The 20,463-nt window shown below is 66.4% G+C and carries 18 protein-coding genes; 13 read left to right on the top strand and 5 right to left on the bottom strand.

Translation table 11 applies throughout. The features are described from left to right. Nucleotides 1–276: 276 nt before the first annotated feature. The gene (locus AC3G2C_RS04075; RefSeq protein ID WP_488383758.1) at nucleotides 277–2,820 is read left to right on the top strand and encodes an ankyrin repeat domain-containing protein; all 2,544 of its coding nucleotides are present in this window, start codon (nucleotides 277–279) and stop codon (nucleotides 2,818–2,820) included. Nucleotides 2,821–2,883: 63 nt separating this feature from the next. Here the strand turns inward: AC3G2C_RS04075 and AC3G2C_RS04070 are convergent, their stop codons facing one another. Both AC3G2C_RS04070 and AC3G2C_RS04065 read right to left on the bottom strand, forming a co-directional pair. Beyond that, on the bottom strand, nucleotides 2,884–4,722 hold the full coding sequence (locus AC3G2C_RS04070; RefSeq protein ID WP_488383342.1) for a monovalent cation:proton antiporter-2 (CPA2) family protein: 1,839 nt from the start codon (nucleotides 4,720–4,722) through the stop codon (nucleotides 2,884–2,886). Nucleotides 4,723–4,797: 75 nt separating this feature from the next. Then, nucleotides 4,798–5,691, bottom strand: a complete 894-nt coding sequence (locus tag AC3G2C_RS04065) for a LysR substrate-binding domain-containing protein (RefSeq protein WP_488383341.1) — start codon at nucleotides 5,689–5,691, stop codon at nucleotides 4,798–4,800. 106 nt (nucleotides 5,692–5,797) lie between these two features. On the opposite strand from AC3G2C_RS04065, the gene AC3G2C_RS04060 reads away from it, so the two are divergent. The 5 genes from AC3G2C_RS04060 (at nucleotide 5,798) to AC3G2C_RS04040 (ending at nucleotide 8,441) form a co-directional block, all read left to right on the top strand. After that, nucleotides 5,798–6,127, top strand: coding sequence for a carboxymuconolactone decarboxylase family protein (locus AC3G2C_RS04060; protein WP_488383340.1), 330 nt, complete (start codon nucleotides 5,798–5,800; stop codon nucleotides 6,125–6,127). After that, nucleotides 6,124–6,675, top strand: coding sequence for a DUF4865 family protein (locus AC3G2C_RS04055; RefSeq protein WP_488383339.1), 552 nt, complete (start codon nucleotides 6,124–6,126; stop codon nucleotides 6,673–6,675). The genes AC3G2C_RS04060 and AC3G2C_RS04055 overlap by 4 nt, the downstream gene beginning before the upstream one ends. Nucleotides 6,676–6,691: 16 nt before the next feature. After that, nucleotides 6,692–7,072, top strand: coding sequence for a tautomerase family protein (locus AC3G2C_RS04050; RefSeq protein WP_488383338.1), 381 nt, complete (start codon nucleotides 6,692–6,694; stop codon nucleotides 7,070–7,072). A 106-nt stretch (nucleotides 7,073–7,178) separates the two neighbouring features. Continuing rightward, complete coding sequence (locus tag AC3G2C_RS04045) at nucleotides 7,179–7,739, top strand: TetR/AcrR family transcriptional regulator (RefSeq protein WP_488383337.1); 561 nt, start codon at nucleotides 7,179–7,181, stop codon at nucleotides 7,737–7,739. A 24-nt stretch (nucleotides 7,740–7,763) separates the two neighbouring features. Further along, nucleotides 7,764–8,441 (top strand): CPBP family intramembrane glutamic endopeptidase, encoded by a 678-nt coding sequence (locus AC3G2C_RS04040; RefSeq protein ID WP_488383336.1) that lies wholly within the window; start codon nucleotides 7,764–7,766, stop codon nucleotides 8,439–8,441. Between the two features lie 31 nt (nucleotides 8,442–8,472). Here the strand turns inward: AC3G2C_RS04040 and hemB are convergent, their stop codons facing one another. Beyond that, nucleotides 8,473–9,465, bottom strand: coding sequence for a porphobilinogen synthase (gene hemB / locus AC3G2C_RS04035; RefSeq protein WP_488383335.1), 993 nt, complete (start codon nucleotides 9,463–9,465; stop codon nucleotides 8,473–8,475). A 185-nt stretch (nucleotides 9,466–9,650) separates the two neighbouring features. Between hemB and AC3G2C_RS04030 the strand changes: the two genes are divergently transcribed. Further along, the gene (locus AC3G2C_RS04030) at nucleotides 9,651–11,198 is read left to right on the top strand and encodes a S53 family peptidase (protein WP_488383334.1); all 1,548 of its coding nucleotides are present in this window, start codon (nucleotides 9,651–9,653) and stop codon (nucleotides 11,196–11,198) included. Nucleotides 11,199–11,219: 21 nt separating this feature from the next. Here the strand turns inward: AC3G2C_RS04030 and AC3G2C_RS04025 are convergent, their stop codons facing one another. Further along, nucleotides 11,220–12,077, bottom strand: coding sequence for a fumarylacetoacetate hydrolase family protein (locus tag AC3G2C_RS04025; protein ID WP_488383333.1), 858 nt, complete (start codon nucleotides 12,075–12,077; stop codon nucleotides 11,220–11,222). Between the two features lie 123 nt (nucleotides 12,078–12,200). Between AC3G2C_RS04025 and AC3G2C_RS04020 the strand changes: the two genes are divergently transcribed. The 6 genes from AC3G2C_RS04020 (at nucleotide 12,201) to AC3G2C_RS03995 (ending at nucleotide 18,570) form a co-directional block, all read left to right on the top strand. Beyond that, nucleotides 12,201–12,818, top strand: a complete 618-nt coding sequence (locus AC3G2C_RS04020; RefSeq protein WP_488383332.1) for a response regulator transcription factor — start codon at nucleotides 12,201–12,203, stop codon at nucleotides 12,816–12,818. A gap of 214 nt (nucleotides 12,819–13,032) precedes the next feature. Beyond that, nucleotides 13,033–13,554: a DUF5615 family PIN-like protein gene (locus tag AC3G2C_RS04015; RefSeq protein ID WP_488383331.1), complete on the top strand. Its 522-nt coding sequence runs from the start codon at nucleotides 13,033–13,035 to the stop codon at nucleotides 13,552–13,554. Between the two features lie 330 nt (nucleotides 13,555–13,884). Then, a complete protein-coding gene (locus tag AC3G2C_RS04010) occupies nucleotides 13,885–15,192 on the top strand; it encodes a tetratricopeptide repeat protein (protein ID WP_488383330.1) in 1,308 nt (435 codons plus the stop codon). Between the two features lie 285 nt (nucleotides 15,193–15,477). Next, complete coding sequence (locus tag AC3G2C_RS04005; RefSeq protein ID WP_488383329.1) at nucleotides 15,478–16,278, top strand: SAM-dependent methyltransferase; 801 nt, start codon at nucleotides 15,478–15,480, stop codon at nucleotides 16,276–16,278. Nucleotides 16,279–16,433: 155 nt separating this feature from the next. Continuing rightward, nucleotides 16,434–16,727 (top strand): hypothetical protein, encoded by a 294-nt coding sequence (locus AC3G2C_RS04000; protein ID WP_488383328.1) that lies wholly within the window; start codon nucleotides 16,434–16,436, stop codon nucleotides 16,725–16,727. Nucleotides 16,728–16,770: 43 nt separating this feature from the next. Then, nucleotides 16,771–18,570, top strand: a complete 1,800-nt coding sequence (locus AC3G2C_RS03995; protein ID WP_488383327.1) for a sensor domain-containing diguanylate cyclase — start codon at nucleotides 16,771–16,773, stop codon at nucleotides 18,568–18,570. 217 nt (nucleotides 18,571–18,787) lie between these two features. Here the strand turns inward: AC3G2C_RS03995 and AC3G2C_RS03990 are convergent, their stop codons facing one another. Then, nucleotides 18,788–20,401 carry an ArnT family glycosyltransferase gene (locus AC3G2C_RS03990; RefSeq protein ID WP_488383326.1) on the bottom strand — a complete coding sequence of 538 codons (1,614 nt, stop codon included), beginning with the start codon at nucleotides 20,399–20,401 and terminating at the stop codon, nucleotides 18,788–18,790. Nucleotides 20,402–20,463 lie beyond the last annotated feature (62 nt).

Raw genomic sequence — 20,463 nt, 5'->3', positions numbered from 1 at the left:
GCCAATCGCACGCTGCGTGCCCTGCTGTGCGAAGGCCGCCGCCCGCTGCGCCAGCCGGCCGCCGGCATGGTCGAGCCCGCCGCGCCGGCTGCCCCGCCCGTGCCCCGCCCCGCCCCGCAGTTGAGTGAGCAGGAGCGCACCGCCGGCACGCCGGAACAAGCGCAGGCCCTGCTTGCCGCCACGCGCGATGGCGACATCGAGCGTGCGCTGGCCCTGGTTGAAGCAGGCGCGGACCCCAACACTGCCCCGCCACAGGGCGACCGCGACCAGCGCCCGGTGCTCACCCTCGCTGCGCTGCCGCCCGATACGCGCCTGCTGCGCGCCCTCATTGCCAAGGGTGCGGATGTGAACCGCGTGAGCGGTGGCCTCACGCCGTTGCTCGCGGCCACCCGTGATAGCTGGCATGGGCGCCCCGATGCGGTCATGACCTTGCTCGCCAACGGCGCCAGCCCGCTGGCCACCGATGCGGAAGGCAACACGCCGCTGCATGGCGCCGTGCTCAGTGGCGAACCCATGGTGGCGGCGATGCTGCTGGATGCGGACGCCCCCATCAACGCGCTCAACCGCGCGCGCCTGAGCCCGCTGGCCGTCGCTTGCCGCGCGGCCAACTGGAAGGTCGCCAAGTTCCTGCTTGAACGCGGTGCCAAGCCCACACCGCCGGACAGCGAGCCGGCGCTGGTCACCGCCGCGGGCATTGCCGACGACGATCCGGAAGGCGTGAAGATGCTGCTCAAGCACCGCGCGGGCGTGAACGCCGTGGATGCGCGGCACCGCAGTGCGCTGATGACCGCCGCCGCCGAAGGCCACGAACAGATCGCACGCGCGCTACTGGCCGCAGGTGCCGATGTGAACCTGGCTGATCGTCACGGCAATACCGCCCTGATGGAAGCTGCGCGCGCCGGTGCCGTGGGCATCGTCAAGCTGCTGGCCGAGGCGCATCCGGATGCACGCGCGCGCAACAGTCATGGCCGCGATGCGCTCACCCTTGCCTGCCAGTCGCCGCACGCGCACGCCGAAACCGTGCGGGCGCTGCTCGCGCTGGGCGCCGAGCCCAAGACCGTGGGCAGCGACGGGCGCAGCGCGCTCGACCACGCCGCCGCTGCGGGCCGCTGGGATCTGGTGACCCTGCTCGATCCGGAAACACCGTTGCCGGCCAGCCTGAGCATGGACGCGCTGCCCGACGGCGCCGACACGCCCACCCATCTGCTCGATGCGCTTCGCTTTGGCCACTGGGCCATCGTGTCCACCTTCACCGCACGCGTGCGCGAGTGGCCGCAGTCGCAATTGGCGCAGCTTTACCTGGATCTCGCCGCGCCGGGACAGAGCGCCGCGCGTCGCTGGCTGCTCGACCATGCGCTGAACCCGGAAGCCCGCCTGCAACCGCAATTCGTGGACGATGCCGAAGTCGGCGAGGGTCACGAGCCGGCGCTGCCGCCGCTGGGCCGTCGCCTGTTCGATGCCCTGCTGCAACAGCTGCCCGCCGCCACCGAGGCCGTGGAAGACCTGCTCGATGCCGGTGCCACCCCGGCCGGCGCGGGCCTGCTGACCCAGGCCCTGCTGCGCCTGGAAGACAGCACACAGGGTTCGGCACTGGCGCTTGCCATGCTCGAACGCGGCGCCGACCCCTTTGGTGTCGATGCGCGCGAACGCACGCCGGTGCATCTGGCTGCCACGTACGGCCGCCTGCCTTTGTTGCAGGCGCTGCTGGCGCGCGGCTGCAACCCCAACACACGCGACACCAGCGGTCGCACGCCGCTGTTCGCCGCGCTGGAGCACGGCGAGCAAGCGCTGCCATTGGTGCGTGCGCTGGTGGCACACGGCGCCGATCCGGAAGCCATCGATGCCAGCGGTGAAACCCCGCTGGGCCTGGCTCTGGAACACGATGCCGTAGAGCGCTGGTTGAACTGGGGCCAATGGCAACGCCCCGCGCGCCCGCTGCGCGCCGATGACCTGCCCGCCGCCGCCACCGCCGGAGCGCTGGCCGCCGTCGAACGCTTGCTGGAACTGGGCTTTGCCGTGGACACGCGCGACCACCAGGGCGCCACCGCGCTACTGCATGCGTGCGGTGCCGGACATCGCGACGTTGCCGCGCTACTGCTGGACAAGGGCGCCGATGCGTCGCTGGCCGCCAACAACGGCATGACCCCGTTGGCCGCCGCCGTCGGCGCGCGCCGCGACGCCCTGGTCGGCCTGCTGCTGCAGAGCGGTGCCAATGTGGACCAGCGCCTGCCCGGCGACGCCACCGCACTGATGATCGCCGCGGCGATGGGGTATCCCGAGATCACCGAGCAACTGCTCGACGGCAATGCTGATGTGAACGCGGTGGACGGTCGCGGGCACGCCGCGCTGCACGCTGCCGCGCAGTTCGGCTTTACCCACAACGACAGCCTGCGCGCACGACGCCTGTTCGATGCGCTGCTCAAGCGTGGCGCGGACGTGAGCCTGGCCGACAAGGAAGGCAAGACGCCGCTGCTGCTGCTGCTCGGCGCGCACCTGCGCCCCGGCAGCGAATGCGACCCCACCCATATCGGCGCGCTGGTGCCGGTGCTGCTGGATGCCGGCGCACGACTGGAGCACGCCGACCAGCGCGGCGTCACCGCGCTGCACGCCTGCGCCATGCATGCCCTGCTCGCTCCCGCCCGCGTGCTGTTGGCGCGCGGCGCCGATCGCCAGGCGGCCGATGCCTTTGGCCGCACGGCCGCCGACGTGGCGCGTGCGATCGGCTACGTGGACATCGCCCACGAACTGGCCGCGCGCAGCAGCTCGGCCATTCCCAGCGTGCGGCAGATGCTGCGCCAGCCGGCGCAACCGGCCGACTGAACGCTCAGCGCCTCGCAAAGCCGCTCAACCGCCCTCGCCGCCTTGCGCGGCGAGGGCGATGCGTCAACGCGTGACATCCTTGTCGCCCGGCGTCACGCCGGTGGGGCGATTGCGCTCTTCCTGGGCTTCCGGCTCGGTATCGGCCTGGTAGAGCTGGTCGAGGTCGGCCAGGGCTTCTCGCGTGGTCTGCACGATGCGCGCATCGTCGTCGTACACCAGATACTGGCGCTTGAGCAGCTCGGCGTCATGGCGGCGGAAGCGCTCGACGCGATCAGCCGCCAGCTCCGGCGTCATGCCGAGCAGTTCCAGCGTTTGCCGAGTCATCTTGAGGCTGGAATACAGCGTCTCGCGCACCGGCATCTCCACGCCCAGATCCATCAATCGCCATGCGTGCTGGCGATTGCGCGCACGCGCGATGATCTTCATGTCCGGATACAGGCGACGCACCACGCGCGCGGTGCGCAGGCTTGCCTCGGCATCATCCACCGCCAGCACGAACACGCTGGCCTGGTCGGCCTGCGCGGCGCGCAACAACTCCGGGCGCGCGGGGTCGCCGTAGAAAATATTGTTCCACCGGCCGAAGCGCTGCACCTGATCGATCTGCTCCACCGAGTGATCCAGCGCCACGAAGGGAATGTCCTGCGCGCGCAGTACGCGCGCCACGATCTGGCCCATGCGACCGAAGCCGGCAATGATCACGCGCGGCGAATCGGCCACGATGGTGTCGAACTCGCGCACCGGTTTGGGCTTGCTCCCCATCACCTTGCCCAGCAAGGCCACCAGCAGTGGCGTCAGCGCCATCGACAACGTGATGGCCAACACCTGCAGGCCGTGCTGGTCAGCGCTGATGAGGCTCTGCTCGCGCGCCAGCTTCAACACCACGAAAGCAAATTCACCGCCGCAGGCCAGCAGCGCCGCCAGGCGCAAGGCATCGCGTCGATCCAGCCCGCCCACCACGCGGCCCAACGGCCACAGCAAGGTGCCTTTCACCAGCAGCAGGCCCAGCACCAGGCCGGCCACCACCAGCGGTTGGTGCACCAGCAGCATGATGTCCATCGACATGCCGACGCTGATGAAGAACAAGCCCAGCAGCAAGCCCTTGAACGGCTCCAGGTGTGATTCCAGGTCGTGGCGGTATTCCGAGTCGGCCAACAGCACGCCGGCAAGGAACGCGCCCAGCGTGGCGGAAACACCGACCTTCTCCATCAACCACGCCGTGCCCATCACCACCAGCAGCGCCGTCGCGGTGGAGACTTCCACCGTGTCCGCCTTGGCCACGAAACGGAACACCGGACGCAGCAGATAGCGACCGCCCACCATCACCGCCACGATGGCGCCCACCGTGCGCAACACGGCGAGCGCGTCGATGCCATGTTTGGTCGAGCTGGCGAGCAAGGGCACCGCCGCAATCAGCGGAATGGCCGCCAGATCCTGAAACAACAGAATCGCGAAGGCCTGGCGCCCATACGGCGAGCCGGCCTCCTTGCGCTCGGCCAGAATCTGCAGGCCGAACGCGGTGGATGAAAGCGCCAGGCTGCCGCCTACAATGGTGGCCGCGTTCACGCTCAGGCCGAACAAGTAATACGCCGCCGCGCCGATCACCAGGCTGGTGGCGAGCACCTGCAGCAAGCCGGTGCCGAACACTTGCCGGCGCATCACCCACAGGCGCTGCGGCGACAGTTCCAGGCCGATCACGAACAGCATCAGCACCACGCCGAATTCGGAGATGGTGGCCACGCCGGAGGTGTCCGACACCAGGCCCAGTTCCTGCGGGCCGATGACGATGCCCGCCAGCAGATAGCCGAGCACCGAGCCGAGTCGGAAGCGCTTGGTCAGCGGAACCGCGATCACCGTTGCGACCAGAAACACCAGCGCCGTCGCCAGAAAATGGTGGCTATCCACTCGCACACTCCATTCGGGGGAGGTCGATTATTCCACGCGGGCGCGAACCCCGTCCGCCTCGTTTGGGTACGTGCGTCACGCCGCCAGCGGCAACAGGCCCTGCCATTGCTGGGTGAGGATGGCAGCGAGCCGCTCGACCACCGGCGAGGGTTCCGCCTCGGCGCGATACAGGCACAAGCCGTGCCGCCCCAGCGGCGGCAAGCCGTACTCGCGGGCCGCCAGCGCGCGCACGCTGGAGGGCAACCCCGCCGGTGTGCGCAACGACACGCCCAGGCCGGCCGCCACCGCGGCCCAGATGCCGGCCAGGCTGGCACTGGTGAAGGCGATGCGCCATGGAATGCCCGCGCGATCCAGCGCCGCCGTCGCCGCGCTGCGCATCAGGCAGGGAGCATCCAGCATCACCAGGGGCAACGGCTCGCCGTGATCCCGCGCCCAGGCCATGGGCTGGGATGCCGCGCCCACCCAGCACAACGGCAACTCGTCCACGCGTTGCACATGGGGCATGTGCTTGTCGCTCTCCCATGCCAGGGCCAGGTCGAGCGTGCCAGCGGCCACACGCGCCAGCATGTCCGCATTGCGCGCGATGCAGATCTCCACCCGCACGCGCGGATGCGCCCGCGCAAAACGGCCCAGGGCAGCCGGCAACAGGCTTTCGCCGAAGTCCTCCTGCAAGCCCAGACGAACCCAGCCTTCCAGCTCCGCGCCATGCAGCGCGGCGGCCGCTTCGTCGTTGAGGTCCAGCAGCCGGCGTGCGTAGGCCAGCATGGTTTCACCCGCTTCGGTGAGGACCAGGCCGCGGCCGGATTTGCGCAACATCGGCGCGCCGGCCTGCTCCTCCAGCTTCTTCAGTTGCGCGCTCACGGCTGAGGTGGAGCGCCCCAGGCGATCGGCGGCGCGGGCAAAGCTGCCCAGTTCCACGCCCGCGACGAAACTGCGCAGGACATCGAGATCGAAGGTGATGCGGCGCATGGCAATCATCCCGTTTCATTGGATGGTAAGTACCGAATTATTCGATTTTCAGAACGATACTCTCCGCCCTACGCTGCACCCCGTCAACACGTTGCAGGGTGTCGCCATGTCCATCCGATCCGACCACGGCCAGCGCCATTTCGGCGATATCGCGCCGGTGCTGGCCGAGCTCACCGACCGCGTGCTGTTCGAGCGCATCTGGGAAGACGCCGCCTTGTCACCGCGCGAACGCAGCGTGGCGACGCTGGCCGCGCTTATCGCCCTCAGCCGTAGCGAGCAGCTTCCGTTTCATCTGCAACGTGCACGGGACAACGGGTTGGAGCCGCCGCAACTCGCCGCACTGATCACCCACCTGGCGTTCTACGCCGGCTGGCCGGCGGCGGCCTCGGCGGTGGGGCCCTTGCGCGCACTGCTGGGCGAGGAGTCCGCCGCATGATCGCCATGCAATACAGCTTCACCCTGCCCGCCGACTACGACATGGCGATCATCCGCCGCCGCATCGTGGAGAAGGGGCCGTTGCTGGATCATTTCGACGGGCTGCTGATGAAGGCGTACCTGTACGCCCAGCGCGGCACGCACGGCCCCGAGAATCTGTACGCGCCGTTCTACGTGTGGCGCGACAGCGAGGCCATGCAGCGCTTTCTCGGCAGCGCCGGCTTCGCCCATGCCACACGCGATTTCGGCTGGCCGTCCATACGCTGCTGGCCCGTGTGGGATGCCTATTTGCCGGCACAGGTGCGCCATGCGCGCATCGCCTCGCGCGAGATCCTGACGATACCGCCGCATGCGTCGCTGGATACCTTGCGCCGCGACGCACACGATGCCTTGCAGCACGAGGCCGAACGCCAGGCCTGCGCCGGCGTGAATGCCTTCGAGCCCACCCACTGGACGCAGGTGCGCCTGCGCCTGTTCGAGGACAGCCCGCCCGCTGCGCCCCATGGCCAACGCCAGTGGTACTCGGTGGGGCACGTCTCCCAGCCCTAAACGTACGGAGTAGCCCATGCCTCTCGTTCGCATCAGCCTGCGTCGCGGCAAGTCCGCGCAGCACATCGCCGCCATCCGCAACAGCATCTATCGGGCCATGACCGAGGTGTTCAACGTACCGGCCAACGATCGCTTCATCCTGGTGCACCAGCATGACGCGGAGGAGTTCGATGCCGATCCGGGCTACCTGGATATCGCACGCACCGATGAGCTGGTGATCATCCAGATCGCCTGCAACAACTCGCGCACGGTCGAGCAGAAGAAAGCGTTCTACCAGTGCACCGCCGAGCTCTTGGCGCGCGAGCCTGGGCTGCGCCCGGAGGACGTATTCATCAACCTGCTGGAAACCGCCAAGGAAAACTGGTCGTTCGGCAACGGCATCGCGCAGTACGCCTAGCCCCGGCACGAACCCGACCAACGTTCCATGGGACCAGGCCTGGGCCGCTGGCCCGTGGGTGATCATGCATTGAACTGAAACAATCGTTACATGTAACATCCGTTACATGACGATGCGAAAAGACGAGCTGACCCAGGCCCTCATTGCCTACCTGCTGGAGCACGGCCTGGCCGATGTATCGCTGCGCCCGCTTGCCGCTGGCGTGGGCACCAGCGCGCGCCTGCTGGTCTACCACTTCGGCTCCAAGGAAGGCCTGCTCGCCCATGTGCTCGGCGCCATGCAGACCCACGTGCACCAGGCCGCCACCGACCTGGTGCGGGAGCCAGGCCACTCGGGCAATTCGCCCCCGCTGCTGCGCCGCTTCTGGGACTGGGCCATCGACGAGGCCAACTTTCCCTACCTGAAGCTGCTCTACGAGCTGCAGGTACTGGCCATCCAGGACCCCGACACGTACGCGACCTATCTGCAGCAGGACGCGGCCAAGTCGCTGTCCCTCACCCTTTCGCTGATGTCGGCGCCCATGCGCACTCCGTCCATGGCGACCCTGTGCGTCGCCGTGTTCGATGGCTTGTTCCTGGATGTCATGACCACGGGCGATCGCGCACGCACCACAGCGGCGATGGATCAGTTCATCGCGCTGGCGACGACGCCCCCGCCCACGCCCTAACCCCCCAACCCGGCAGGCCCGCTCATGAGTGTTGCCAACGACACACTCTCTCCCATCGCCTCACGCCGTACCGTCATCACCTTGCTCGGCCTGACCTGGGCCATGGGCTTTGCGTGGCTGCCCCTGGCCCGCTGGCTCAACGAATTCGCCGACACGACGCACCTGGTCACCTATGAGGCGGCCTGGTGGCTCGCCAGCCTCGTGCTGGTGCTCTACGTGCGCAGGGTCGAAGGGCGCCCGCTCACCTCGGTCGGCCTGTGTCGTCCCACGCTGCGCGCCATCGCCGTGGGCGTTGCCGCAGGCATCGCGCTCACCGTGTTCATGGGCGTGCTGTATCTGTGGGTGCTGCCCGCGCTGCACGTGTCCGACCAGATCGCCAGCACCACCAACGCGCAGCTGCTTGCGCAGACGCCGCTGTGGTGGCGCTTGATCTCCTCGCTGCGTGCAGCGGTCGCGGAAGAATTGATGTTTCGCGGTTACGCCATGGAGCGCCTGCAGGAACTCAGCGGGCGTCGATGGGTGGCGGTGTTGATCTCCTGCAGCGTGTTCACGCTTGCGCATGTCGGCGCCTGGGGCTGGAGCCACCAGATCATCGTGGCCGTGGGTGGCCTGGCGTTTTCGCTGCTCTATCTGTGGCGGCGCAATCTCTGGATCAACATGACCGCGCACTTGGTCGTGGACGCCGTGTCCGTGCTCGGCTGAACGCCGCGCACGGGCCACGACGGCGCGGGGCTTATTCCCCGCGCAGCCAACGCGCGGCGTCCACCGCAAAGTAGGTGAGGATGGCGTCGGCCCCGGCGCGCTTGAACGCGGTGAGCGATTCCAGCACCACGGCCTTTTCGTCCAGCCAGCCGTTTTGCGCGGCGGCCTTGAGCATCGCGTACTCGCCGCTCACCTGGTACACGAAGGTGGGCATGCCGAAGGTGTCCTTCACGCGACGCAGTACGTCGAGGTAAGGCATGCCAGGCTTCACCATCACCACGTCGGCGCCTTCGGCGATATCCAGCTCGATCTCGCGCAAGGCTTCGTCGCTGTTGCCCACGTCCATCTGATAGGTGTGCTTGTTGCCCTTGCCGAGGTTGCCGGCCGAGCCCACCGCATCGCGGAACGGGCCATAGAAGGCCGACGCGTACTTGGCGGAATAGGCCAGGATGCGGGTGTGGATGTAACCGGCCGCTTCCAGCGCCTCGCGGATCGCGCCGATGCGACCATCCATCATGTCCGACGGTGCGACGAAATCCATGCCGGCCTCAGCCTGCGCCAGCGACATCTTGATCAGCGCCTCGATGGTGGGCTCGTTCATCACGTAGCCGCTCTCATCGATCAGGCCGTCCTGGCCGTGCGTGGTGTACGGGTCCAGCGCCACGTCGCCAATCAGGCCCAGCCCCGGGTAAGCGGCCTTGAGTGCGCGCGTGGCGCGCTGCATGAGGCCTTGCGGGTTCCAGGCTTCGCGGGCGTCTTCGGTCTTTACCGCCGAGCCCGGCGAGGGGAACAGCGCCAGCGCAGGAATGCCCAGGCGCACGCACTCGCCGCCAAGCTTGAGCAGTTCGTCGATGGACAGTCGCTCCACGCCCGGCATCGAAGGCACCGGCTCACGCTGCGCGTCGCCTTCGATCACGAAGGCCACCATGATCAGGTCGCTGGCCAACAGTGTGTGCTCACGCATCAGTGCGCGGGAAAACGCATCGCGACGCATGCGGCGCATGCGAACGTGGGGATAGTTCATGACAGGCCTCTTGGGCAAAACATTCAACCATTTTAGCGCCAGCCGACGAAGACTCCGTGCAGGGCGGATTGACGCGGACCATGAGACGACCAAACCGCACCATGCATGAACGGCCCCGAGCGCCGAACACTCCACTGACACATGCGCCGGTCCACCCTCGCCCTGCGCTACAGGAGCCTGTCCCCATGAGCACCGCCCACGTCCCCCGCAAGCATTGGCCGCTGGCCGCCGAAGCCCGATATCTGGGCCCGCACCAGGGCAACGAACCGATCGATATCACGGTGGTGTTGCGCCGCCGCGGCGCGCACCCGGCCCCTGCCGGTTGGCCGCCCCAGGCGCGTCCCAGCCGCGAAGCGTTCGCGGCGCAGTGGGGCGCGGACCCGGCCGACGTAGCCATCCTGCGAGGCTTCGCCAGCCAACATGGATTGAGCGAGATCGGCTGCGAGCCGCATCGCCGCGTACTGCATCTGCGCGGCACGCCGCAGGCCTTGCAGCAGGCGTTCGGCGTGGAGCTGGGCCGCTACCAGTTTGCCGACGGTGGTGCCCCGATGATCGGCTGCCACCAGCCGCCGGTATTGCCGGGCAGCATCGCCCCGGCGGTTATCGCCGTGCTTGGATTGGATCAGCGCCCGGTGGCGCGCCCGCATTTTCGTCGCCCTGCCGCGCAACCGTCGGTGACCTACACCCCGGTGCAACTGGGCAACCTGTATGCCTTCCCCGCGAACCTGGACGGCAGCGGCCAGACCGTGGCGGTGATCGAGCTGGGCGGCGGTTTTACCCAGAGCGACTTCGACACCTATATGCAGTCCCTGGGCATCGCCAAGGCACCCAGTGTCGCGGTGGTGTCGGTAGCCGGCGGCAGCAGTCAACCCGGCGGCGATGCCGATGGCGAAGTGATGCTGGACGTGGAAGTGATCGGCGCCCTCGCGCCGGGCGCCAACCTTGCGGTGTACCTCGCACCCAACACCGACCAGGGTTTCTACGAGGCCATTTCGCAGGCCGCGCATGACAGCACCAACCACCCCTCGGTGATCTCCATCAGCTGGGGCGGCCCGGAGAACAACTGGAGCGCATCCTCGCTCGCGGCGATGGAGAGCGCCTTGCAGGATGCGGCAGCGCTGGGCCTCACCGTCACCGTGGCCTGCGGCGACAGTGGCTTCACCGATGGCGCCAGCGACGACCAGCCACATGTCGACTTCCCCGCCTCCAGCCCTTATGCGCTGGCTTGCGGCGGCACGCGCTTGATCGCCAGCGGCAACGCCATCGGCAGCGAAACGGTGTGGAACGAGCTGGCCAGCAACGAGGGCGCGACGGGCGGCGGCGTCAGCGCGCAGTTCGCACTGCCGAGCTGGCAGTCGAACGCCAACGTACCGGCGGGCGCGCAAGGCTTCGCCGGACGCGGCGTACCCGATGTAGCCGGCGACGCCGACCCCACGACGGGTTATCAGGTGCGGGTGGATGGACAGGACCAGGTCATTGGCGGCACCAGCGCCGTGGCGCCGCTGTGGGCGGCACTCGTCGCGCGTTTCAATCAGCAACTGGGCCAGAGCCTGGGCGACCCGCACGCGGCGTTCTACAGCATCGGCAGCAGCGCGTTCCACGACATCACCCAGGGCAGCAACGGCAAGTTCAAGGCGGCCAAGGGCTGGGATGCCTGCACCGGCTTGGGCTCGCCGAATGGGCAGGCCTTGCTCACCGCGCTGGCGGCCATGCAGGGCGGCACCAAGTCGTAAGCAATAACACAGGACGAGCGCTCAGCGCTCGTCCTGCACCGTATTGCGCAAGGTACCGATGCCCTCGATGGCGACCTCGCATACGTCACCAGCCTTCATGTACAGCGGCGGCTTGCGCGCATAACCCACGCCCGACGGTGTGCCCATCACCAGCACGTCGCCGGCGTCCAGCGTCATGCATTCGCTGAGCAGCGCGATGGTCTGCGCCACGTCGAAGATCATGTCCTGCGTGGACGCGCGCTGCATCACCTCGCCGTTGAGGCGCGTTTCCAGCATGAGCCCGCGCGCGCCGGGCGGCAGGGCATCGGCGGTGACCAGCCATGGACCGAACGCACCGGTGCCATCGAAATTCTTGCCCACCGTCCATTGCGGCGTGCGCAGCTGGTAATCGCGGATGGAGCCGTCGTTGAACACGCTGTAGCCGAACACGTGATCGAGCGCGGCGCCGAGCGCGATGTGCCGACCACCCTTGCCCAATACCACCGCCAGTTCGCCCTCGAAATCGAAAGCGGTGGACACGCGCGGACGCACCAGCGGCGCCTCGTGACCGATCAGACTGGAGGCAAAGCGCGCGAACACGGTGGGGTAACTCGGCGGCTGGAATTCGAATTCGTGTGCGTGATCGCGATAGTTGAGGCCAAGGCAGATGATCTTGCCCGGCCGCGTGCACGGGGGAAGGCAGCGCAGCGATTCCACGTCAACGGGCACGCCCGTCGCCACCGCCGCGAGCAGCTGCTTTTGCGCCTCCACGTCCCGTCGGGCGATGGCACCCGCGTCGCCCGGAAAGGCCAAGTCACCCTCGAAACGTGCGCGCCAGCCGGCGCCAGCATCCACCGCCAAGCCACGGCGTCCATCCTGTTCAAAGTGCAGCAGGCGCATGGGAGGGCTCCGGCCAGGGTCCGGCCCCCACTGTAGAACGGCGCGGGTTCCAGGGAAATCCGAAAGGGTCGGCGGCAACGTACACTGCCCATCGATTCCGCCGCGATGTCCAAGGTCCCGCGCATGCACGATTCCGAATTCGAACGCTCGTTGTTTGCTTCGATCGAGCTATCTCCCATCGCCACCGTGATCACTAACCCGCACCTGCCGGACAACCCGATCGTTTGCGCGAACAGCGCCTTTTGCCGGCTCACCGGCTATCCGCGCGAAGACATCCTCGGCAGAAACTGCCGCTTTTTAGTCGGCGCGGAAACCGAGCCGGATCGTCGCGCTGCCCTTGCCTCGGCCATCGCGCAGGGCCTGCCAGTGCTGACGGTATTGCGCAACTACCGCAAGGACGGGTCGCACTTCGACAACGCCGTGATGATTGCGCCCATCCGTGCAAGCGACGGCAGCGTCAGTTACTTCCTGGGCTCGCAGATGGACGTTTCGAACGAGGCCACGCCGCTACCTGGTGCACGCGGGCAACAAGCCGCCAGCCTGGTCGCCGCGTTGACCCGGCGCCAGCGCCAAGTGCTGGAGCTGATGCTTGCAGGTCATCGCAACAAACAGATCGCCGCCATGCTGGGCATCGAGGAAAAGACGGTGAAGATGCATCGCGCCAGCCTGCTACGACGCCTGGGTGCAGCGACCAGCGCCGATGCCATTCGTATTGGTTTGGAAGCGCGCAGCGCACGCTAACCCATAGCATGTTGGCCCAAAGACCGTATGGCCACTGCGCTCATCGCAAGGTAAAACGGCAACGTTCGTCAGGCACGCGCAAGACAAGTTGCTTCGTAAGCGTTTACGTCGCGTCACCACGCATACGCCGAAGGAAATAGGAAATTGCGAACTTGACGACGACGTGATGAATCACAACGCTAGCCCGCACGGCCGAACGGAATTGAGGTGCCCGATGTGGCGAAATCCGGAAGACCTGCACGACATCCCGTCATCGTCAACGGCGACGATGCATGAGCAGGTCGACGAACTGGGCTCGCATGCGACAGCCGGCTTTTACGTCGACGAGCATTTCCCTCTGTGTGCCGTGGAGTTATTGCGCTCGGTAGGCGCAGCCGTGCAGACCGCCGCCGAAGCCAACCTGCTTGGTCAACCCGCCCAAGTGCATGCCGCGCATGCGCTGCAACACGGCGTGGCCTTGTTCACCTGCGATCGGCGCTTTCTGGACGACGGCCAATTTCCACTGCCGCATAGCCCCGCCATCTTCGTGTTCCAGTTTGGCGAGGGCACGCCCTCGGATATTCGCCGCGCTTTCCGTTGCCTGGCGCCGGTGCTCGCCGAGACACCCCTGCCCACGGCCCGTTGCAAAGTGGACGCCGGTCGCGACTCATGGACCGAGCATTTCCATCGCGGCGACCAGGTGCACACGCGCACGCGTCGCCTATGGCATGGCCGCGTACAGCAGTGGGTAAGCTGAGCAGGCGCTAACCCAAGCCTTCCGGCACCACACATCGACGATCGGAGAAGCACACCGGGCCCAGCTCGCGTCGCCCGACAGCACCATGGCGCCACAAAGCCGATGGAATCACCATCGGCGTGACCTGTCATCGGTGCCGCGGCACACGCTGCATCCACTCGAACCGCAAATGGGGACCTGTCCTATAGGCATCGACGGACAGACGCGCGATATCTCTCTGTGTAACAAAGCCCCCCTTTCCCCCACTCCTTTTCAGGTGGCCTGTCGGACACGAGGCGCCCGCCGCAACGGCGCGCCTGCCCTCGACGCCTGCCCGATCACGATATCGCTATGGCAAGAAAGCCCTTCACCCCACCCAAGCGGCACGCACCGAACCGATCGACCGGGCCGGCCAACCATGCCCGACTGCAACGACTCGCCAGCGAGTTCATCGCCGCGATGAACGCCGCGCGATACGCCGATGCGTGTCGCCTGGCCGAGCAGGCGCTTGCGATGGCACCGGGCAACCCCTCGGTGCTTGGCGACTACGCGCTGTGCCTGATGCGCGATGGCCGCCACGAAGCGGCGTATCGCGTCTATCGCCAGATCGACGCCCTGCCGCCCGAGCACAGAAACCGCGTTGCGCCAACATGGATCGACGGCTTGGCCGAGGTATGCGGATGGCTGGGCAAGGCCGACGAACTTCGCCTCTACGGACAGCGCTCGCTCCAAGCCGCCGATGCGCGTTATCGCGATCATCGGCGCTGGGACATTCCGGCGCATGCGCCCTTGCCATTCGATCCCACGCAGCCCTCGCGTAACGTCATTGCCTACAGCCTGTACGGCGCCAATCCACGGTATGGCGAGCCGGCCGTGATGAACGCACGCATTGCGGCGGAGCTTTTTCCAGGTTGGACCTGTCGCTTCTACCTCGACGACACCGTGCCCGCGCATGTCGCCGCACGCTTGCGCGCCGCAAGCGCGCAGGTAGTCGTGGTCGACGAAGCCACGCGACGCACCATGCCGGGCACCATGTGGCGCTTTCTCGTACTCGATGACCCCACGGTGGATCGCTTCATGGTGCGCGATGCCGACTCGCTGCTCTCCGAACGCGAGGTGCCGGCCATCGCAGCGTGGATCGCGAGCGGCCGCTGGTTCCATCACATGCGTGACTACTTCACGCACACCGAGCTGCTGCTCGCCGGCCTATGGGCAGGCTGCCGAGGTGCGCTCCCTCCCATCGCGCCCCTGATCGAGAGCTACGCGCAGACGCAGCCACCCGACTTCCGCTTTACCGACCAGTACTTTCTGCGGGAACTGCTGTGGCCCACGATCCGCGACAGCCTGCTCAGCCATGACGAGCTGTTTGGATTCCACGGCGCCGAACCGTTCCCGCCACACCCGCCGGTGCGCTGGGGCAATGCGACGTTCCATGTCGGCAGCAACGCCAGCTATCGCCGCATCGGCGGCCCTAGCAACCTTGCCGATGGCATGAAGCAAACCTTGCTCCTGTCGCAGGAGGGGAGCGACGCACTGCATTACGACGCGACGGTGAGTCGGGGTCACTGGTACCTGGACCTGCCCTTCTTCCTCATCGAGGCCTTTGAAGCCGGCCGGCTGACCGTTCGTCTTGCCGAGGCGTCCGACCTGCCGGGATAGCCCACGCGGCCGTACCTCAAGGACCAGCCCGGCAAAGGGGGCAGCGCTCGCCCATTGGAGAACCCCGCATCGTCACCCGATGCGGGCCGAGCCCTTGCCTAAACGCGGGCAAGTCATGCGGGACACACAAGGCCTACAAATGCTCAGGCTCATAACTTACACGCAGTATTGGCCAGACTCTACGTGACAAATTGAGGTAGAAACACTAAGCACGCTTTGCTTATGCTCCGCGCACACGGCAGGGGGCGTCCGCCCATGCCCTGAGCGACCCAGGAGCGCCAGGCTTTGAGCACGTCTACCTCCCATGGCAGCCTCGCCTGCGTCGGTGTCGGCATCACGCTGGGCTCGCACATCACGGCCTTGGCGCGCAGCCATATCGAAACGGCGGAAGTGGTGTTCGCAGGTGTTTCCGACGGCATCGTCGAGTTGTGGCTCAAGGGTATGCACGCCGACGTGCGCAGCCTCCAGCCCTATTACCGCGAGGGAAAATCGCGCCTGCAGACCTATCGCGAAATGGTCGACGCCATCCTCGCCGAGGTGCGTGCGGGGAGGCGCGTATGTGCCGTGTTCTACGGCCACCCCGGCGTGTTTGCCTGGGCCCCGCACCGCGCGGTGAAGGAAGCCCGTGCCGAAGGCTATCGCGCGCATATGGAGGCCGGCATTTCCTCCGAGGACTGCCTGTACGCCGACCTCGGCATCGACCCCGGGAGCGTCGGCTGCCAGCATTTCGATACTACCCAGTTCATGGTCTATCGCCGCCAGGTGGACCCCACAGCCTGGCTGATCCTTTGGCAGGTTGGCCTGGCAGGAGAAACCACCAGCAAGCATTTCGCCACCGGCCCGGCGCATCGCCAGGTATTGGTGGACGTGCTCGCGCGGCACTATCCGCTCGACCACGAAGTCACCATTTACCGCGCCGCCACCCTGCCCACCCAGACGCCCCGAATAGAGCGCCTGCCGCTCGCGCAGCTGCCCCAGGCTGATCTCAACGGCGCCGATACCCTGGTCGTACCGCCGGCCGCCCCTTTGCTGCGCGACGAGGCGATTGCCGCCCGCCTGGCCGCGCTGGATGCATGCCCCACCTGAGCCAGGACGTCTATTCGCAGGTGTTCGATTAGACGTTTTGAGCTGAAAACAGCGCTATGATCGCCTCCTCCTCGTTCTCCCCCGGGGGAGGGGGTGGCAAGGATCAGGGGGAGGTTGCGTCGCGAACGACGACCAAACAGGGGACACATTCCATCATGACAAGCGTTATCGAATTTCTGGAGCGCGTGGGCGCTGATGCCCAATTGCGCCACGCCACCCCCGAGGAGCTCGTGGCAGCCCTCGAAGAGGCCCACGTCAACGCGGAAATGGGCGCGGCCGTGATCGCCAGGAGCACCGCCGAGCTGTACGCCTTGCTCGACCTGCAGCCCATGTTTCACACGCAGAACAACCCGGGGCGCGAGGACGAGGAAGAAGAGGAAGAGGGCGAGGAAGAGGAAGACAACCCCTCCTCGCGCGTCGGCACACCGCGCGTTGTCGCACACGCCTGACCCTGCCATGCCTCGGCTACGTACAACGAGCCGACGCTATCGCATGGGCTTGGCTGCCCTTGTGGGCCTGAGCGTGGGCACGGCCGTTGCGGCCGTGTCCACCACCAGCCAGGCGCCCGACCAGTTGCTGCAACACGCGCTGGATATCAAGACATCCAACCACGCCGAATTCCTCAAGATCCTCGACCACCTCGCCCAGGAAGCCGGCGACCTGCCGCTCGACGAGCAATGGAAGCTGCGCTACCTGGAGGCTTGGCAGGCCGCCTTCGACGGTAACTACGCACGCGCCAGCGTGTCGTTGCGCACCATCGCCGAGGAGGCGCCGGAAGCCGCGCTGAGGCTGCGCGCCAATGCGACGCTGCTCAACATCTTCGGCTTTGGCCATCGCTACGAAGAAGCCTTCGTCCAACTCGACCAACTGGCCGAACTGCTGCCCAAGGTGAAGGACCGCGATGCGCGCTACAGCGCCCTCGGCGAGGCCGCGCAGTTTCTCATCATCGCCAGTCAGTACGACCAGGCGGTGGAGTACGCCGAGCGCATGCGGGACAACGTGCCCGAGGGCAAGAACAGTTGTCGCGCGGACTACTACCGCGTGCACGCCCTGTTCCGTGGCGGCCGGGCCTCGCTCACCCACTCCCAATTCCAGAACGTGGTGGACCTGTGCATGCAGGCCGGCGAAACGTTGTTCGCCAATGCCGCGCGCAGCGACCTGGCCACGCTCGATATTCAACAGGGTCGCGCCAACGATGCCGTGCGCCTGCTGGAAGATCATTACGCCGAAGTGCAGGGCTACCAGTACCCCGCGCTGATGCAGTACTTCAACATGCTGCTTGCCAAGGGCTATTTCGCCTTGGGCGACATGGCGAAAGCGCGCCAATATGCGCTATCCACCATTACCGGCGCGGTGGAAAACGAGTACACCGAGCCGCTGAGCCTGGCGTATCGCCTGCTGTACCAGATCGAGAACCTGCAAGGCCACGCGCGCGAGGCGCTGAATTACCACGAGAAATACATGGCGGCCGACAAAGGCTACCTCAGCGACGTGTCCGCCGGCGCATTGGCCTACCAAACCATCAAGCAGCAGGTGCAGGCCAAGAAGACGCAGCTGGATACGCTCAATCGCCAGAACCAGATTCTCACCCTGCAGCGTCAGCTCGATCACAAAGCAATGGAAACCAGCCGCGCCTACATTGCGTTGCTGCTGACCATCGTCGCCTCCATCGCGTTCTGGCTGATGCGCACCAAGCGGTCGCAATTGCGCTTCAAGCGCCTGGCCACGCAGGACAGCCTAACAAGCATTTGCAGTCGCCAGCATTTCGTCGACGAAACCGAACAGGGTCTGCGCCATGCGGCGCGCGCCACGCGCAGCGCATGCATCGTGTTGTTGGACCTGGATCACTTCAAGCAGGTCAACGATACGCACGGACACGCCACCGGCGACATGGTGCTCAAGCGCGCCGTGGCAGCCTGCCAGCATCACCTGCGTACGCGCGACGTTTTCGGTCGATTGGGCGGCGAGGAGTTCGCCATCTTCATGCCCGACTGCACCGCCGCGCAGGCACGCGAGCGGTGCGAACGCATTCGCCAAGCCATCGCTGCCACGCCGCTATGGGGCGATACGCGACAGGTGGTGATCACCGCCAGCTTCGGCATTGCCTCGACCGATCACAGCGGTTATGAGCTGCGCCAACTGATGATCGACGCGGACAACGCGCTCTACCGCGCCAAGCGCGAAGGGCGCAACCGTGTGATCTATGGCGACGAAGAAATCGCCCTCCCGATCGCCGGTCATGCCGATGCACACAGCGTAAAGGCTACGCCCGTCGTTGGTGCGCATCGTTAGGGATGCGCTGAATTTGATCGTCATTACGGCAAAGGCTGGTGGGCCTTTCATCTGCCGGCGATCTGATCATCCAGCGTCGGTGAATCTTTGAACGTAAAGGCACTGGATTCCTGCGCGCGCCCGTTTGGGATTCGCAGAAATGACGAGCAAGACGTCGTTTGACCAGGCGCTTCCCTGTGGTCTGGAAGCGTTGCGCACCGAGCGCACCAATCCCGGCTCAGTCATCCGCCGAAACGGAAGCCCAGCGACTCACTGTATCCGGATGTGCCAACACCGCCTTGCCGCTCATCAGGCTCACCCACCCATTGGCCAGGCGCACATTGATGTCCGCATCGTCGGGCATGTCACCGCGCCCGCCGTAGACCACCACGCGGCCGTCCGGATGCTCATGAGCCCATTCGATCAGGTTCTTGGTGCGGGGCAATGGCTGCGGCAAACGTGCCATGAAGGTGATCAGGCCCGGTTCGTTCTCGGTGCGAATCACCGGCACGCCCTGTGCCTGTAAGGCCACCACACGATGCGCCATGTCGCGCAGGTCAAGCGCACCCAGCGCCTGCAGGCGAATCAAGGGCAGCATCGCCAGGGTCAGCAGCAAGGCGCAGAAGCCGGCGCGATGCTCCAACGTCGGCTGGCGACGCAGCCACAGGTAAAGCGCACTCACCAGCAGCAACCCAGCGCACAGCGCGTACAAGCCCCACGCGGTCTGGCGCGTCATGCTGCCTCGGCCCAGCGGCTCGGCGCCGAACATGGCCCACAGCAGAACGCCCAAGAGCACCGCCCATAGCACCCACAGCCGTCGAACGGCGAACAATTGGGCATCGCGGCGCAGCCAGGCGGCCAGCAGAATGGCCACGCCCGGCAGTAGCGGCAGCAAGTAGTGCAACTGCTTGCCGCTCACCACGCAGAACGCCAGCAGTGCCGGCACTGAAGCGGCGATGCCGAAGCGCGCGCCCGCCGACTGACGCCAACTGCCCGCTACCGCGCGCACCCGCCGCCAGCGCAGCAACAAGGTCCACGGCAGCAGCAGCACCGGCAACCACGGCAGGTACCACCACAGTGACCGATTGTGGGCGAAGCTCTTCACCATGCGCCCGGCGGTCTGGCGCAGCAGCAGTTCGTTGGCGTCCGCCTCGCTGAGGTGGTGCACCGCGCTCCAGGCCCAGCCCAATGCCGGCAGGCCACCCAGCACGGCCACCAGCAGTAGCGTAAGCACCTGCTTCCAACCGGCCCGCCGCACACCCATCGACCACCACGGTGCCAGCAAGATGGGCGCGGCCAGGTGCAGCAAGGCCACTGGCCCCTTGGCGAGCACGCCCAGGGCAGCACCCGCGAACAAGCCGAGCAAGGCCAACGGGCGACCACCCTGCACGTAAGCCACGATGGACACGAAGCCCAGCAACACGCACAGGCACAGCAATACGTCGAACATCACCACGCTGGCGAACAACACCAGGAACAACGAGCCGAGCAGGAACCACCCCGCACGTGGCGCATCGTCGGGGTTGAGCTGACGATCGAGCCGCTGGCACAGCGCCACGCAGCCCATGCCACATAGCACCACCAGCAAGCGCGCCGACCACATCGACACGCCGAACAGACTCCAGGCCGCATTGATCAACCAGAACAGCAGTGGCGGCTTGTCGAAGTACGGGGCGCCATTGAGATGAAGGGTGACCCAGCTCCCGCTTTGCCGCATTTCCCAGGCCACGCTGAGGTAGCGCGTCTCGTCAATGGGAACGGACGGCAACACCGTCAACAGCGGAATAAGCAGCAGCATCCAGAATGCTGGAGGAATCTGCTGCCAGGGTTGGCGTCCCAAGGGTGATCGCATGCGGGCATCTTGCGTTGCGTGGCTTTCGAGAATCTTAGGCAAGCGGTGTTGACGAAACGTAG

The sequence above is a fragment of the Frateuria sp. sgz306004 genome (genome assembly GCF_057750885.1).
The sequence above is the reverse complement of the archived record's forward strand: the minus strand, read 5'-3'. Positions and strand labels throughout refer to the sequence as shown.

Coding starts and splice junctions, on each gene's coding strand:
- AC3G2C_RS04065 (WP_488383341.1), bottom strand. CDS start 5,691: ATGCGCCGCATCACCTTCGATCTCGATGTCCTGCGCAGTTTCGTCGCG.
- AC3G2C_RS04060 (WP_488383340.1), top strand. CDS start 5,798: ATGTCCATCCGATCCGACCACGGCCAGCGCCATTTCGGCGATATCGCG.
- AC3G2C_RS04055 (WP_488383339.1), top strand. CDS start 6,124: ATGATCGCCATGCAATACAGCTTCACCCTGCCCGCCGACTACGACATG.
- AC3G2C_RS04050 (WP_488383338.1), top strand. CDS start 6,692: ATGCCTCTCGTTCGCATCAGCCTGCGTCGCGGCAAGTCCGCGCAGCAC.
- AC3G2C_RS04045 (WP_488383337.1), top strand. CDS start 7,179: ATGACGATGCGAAAAGACGAGCTGACCCAGGCCCTCATTGCCTACCTG.
- AC3G2C_RS04040 (WP_488383336.1), top strand. CDS start 7,764: ATGAGTGTTGCCAACGACACACTCTCTCCCATCGCCTCACGCCGTACC.
- hemB (WP_488383335.1), bottom strand. CDS start 9,465: ATGAACTATCCCCACGTTCGCATGCGCCGCATGCGTCGCGATGCGTTT.
- AC3G2C_RS04030 (WP_488383334.1), top strand. CDS start 9,651: ATGAGCACCGCCCACGTCCCCCGCAAGCATTGGCCGCTGGCCGCCGAA.
- AC3G2C_RS04025 (WP_488383333.1), bottom strand. CDS start 12,077: ATGCGCCTGCTGCACTTTGAACAGGATGGACGCCGTGGCTTGGCGGTG.
- AC3G2C_RS04020 (WP_488383332.1), top strand. CDS start 12,201: ATGCACGATTCCGAATTCGAACGCTCGTTGTTTGCTTCGATCGAGCTA.
- AC3G2C_RS04015 (WP_488383331.1), top strand. CDS start 13,033: ATGTGGCGAAATCCGGAAGACCTGCACGACATCCCGTCATCGTCAACG.
- AC3G2C_RS04010 (WP_488383330.1), top strand. CDS start 13,885: ATGGCAAGAAAGCCCTTCACCCCACCCAAGCGGCACGCACCGAACCGA.
- AC3G2C_RS04000 (WP_488383328.1), top strand. CDS start 16,434: ATGACAAGCGTTATCGAATTTCTGGAGCGCGTGGGCGCTGATGCCCAA.
- AC3G2C_RS03995 (WP_488383327.1), top strand. CDS start 16,771: ATGGGCTTGGCTGCCCTTGTGGGCCTGAGCGTGGGCACGGCCGTTGCG.
- AC3G2C_RS03990 (WP_488383326.1), bottom strand. CDS start 20,401: ATGCGATCACCCTTGGGACGCCAACCCTGGCAGCAGATTCCTCCAGCA.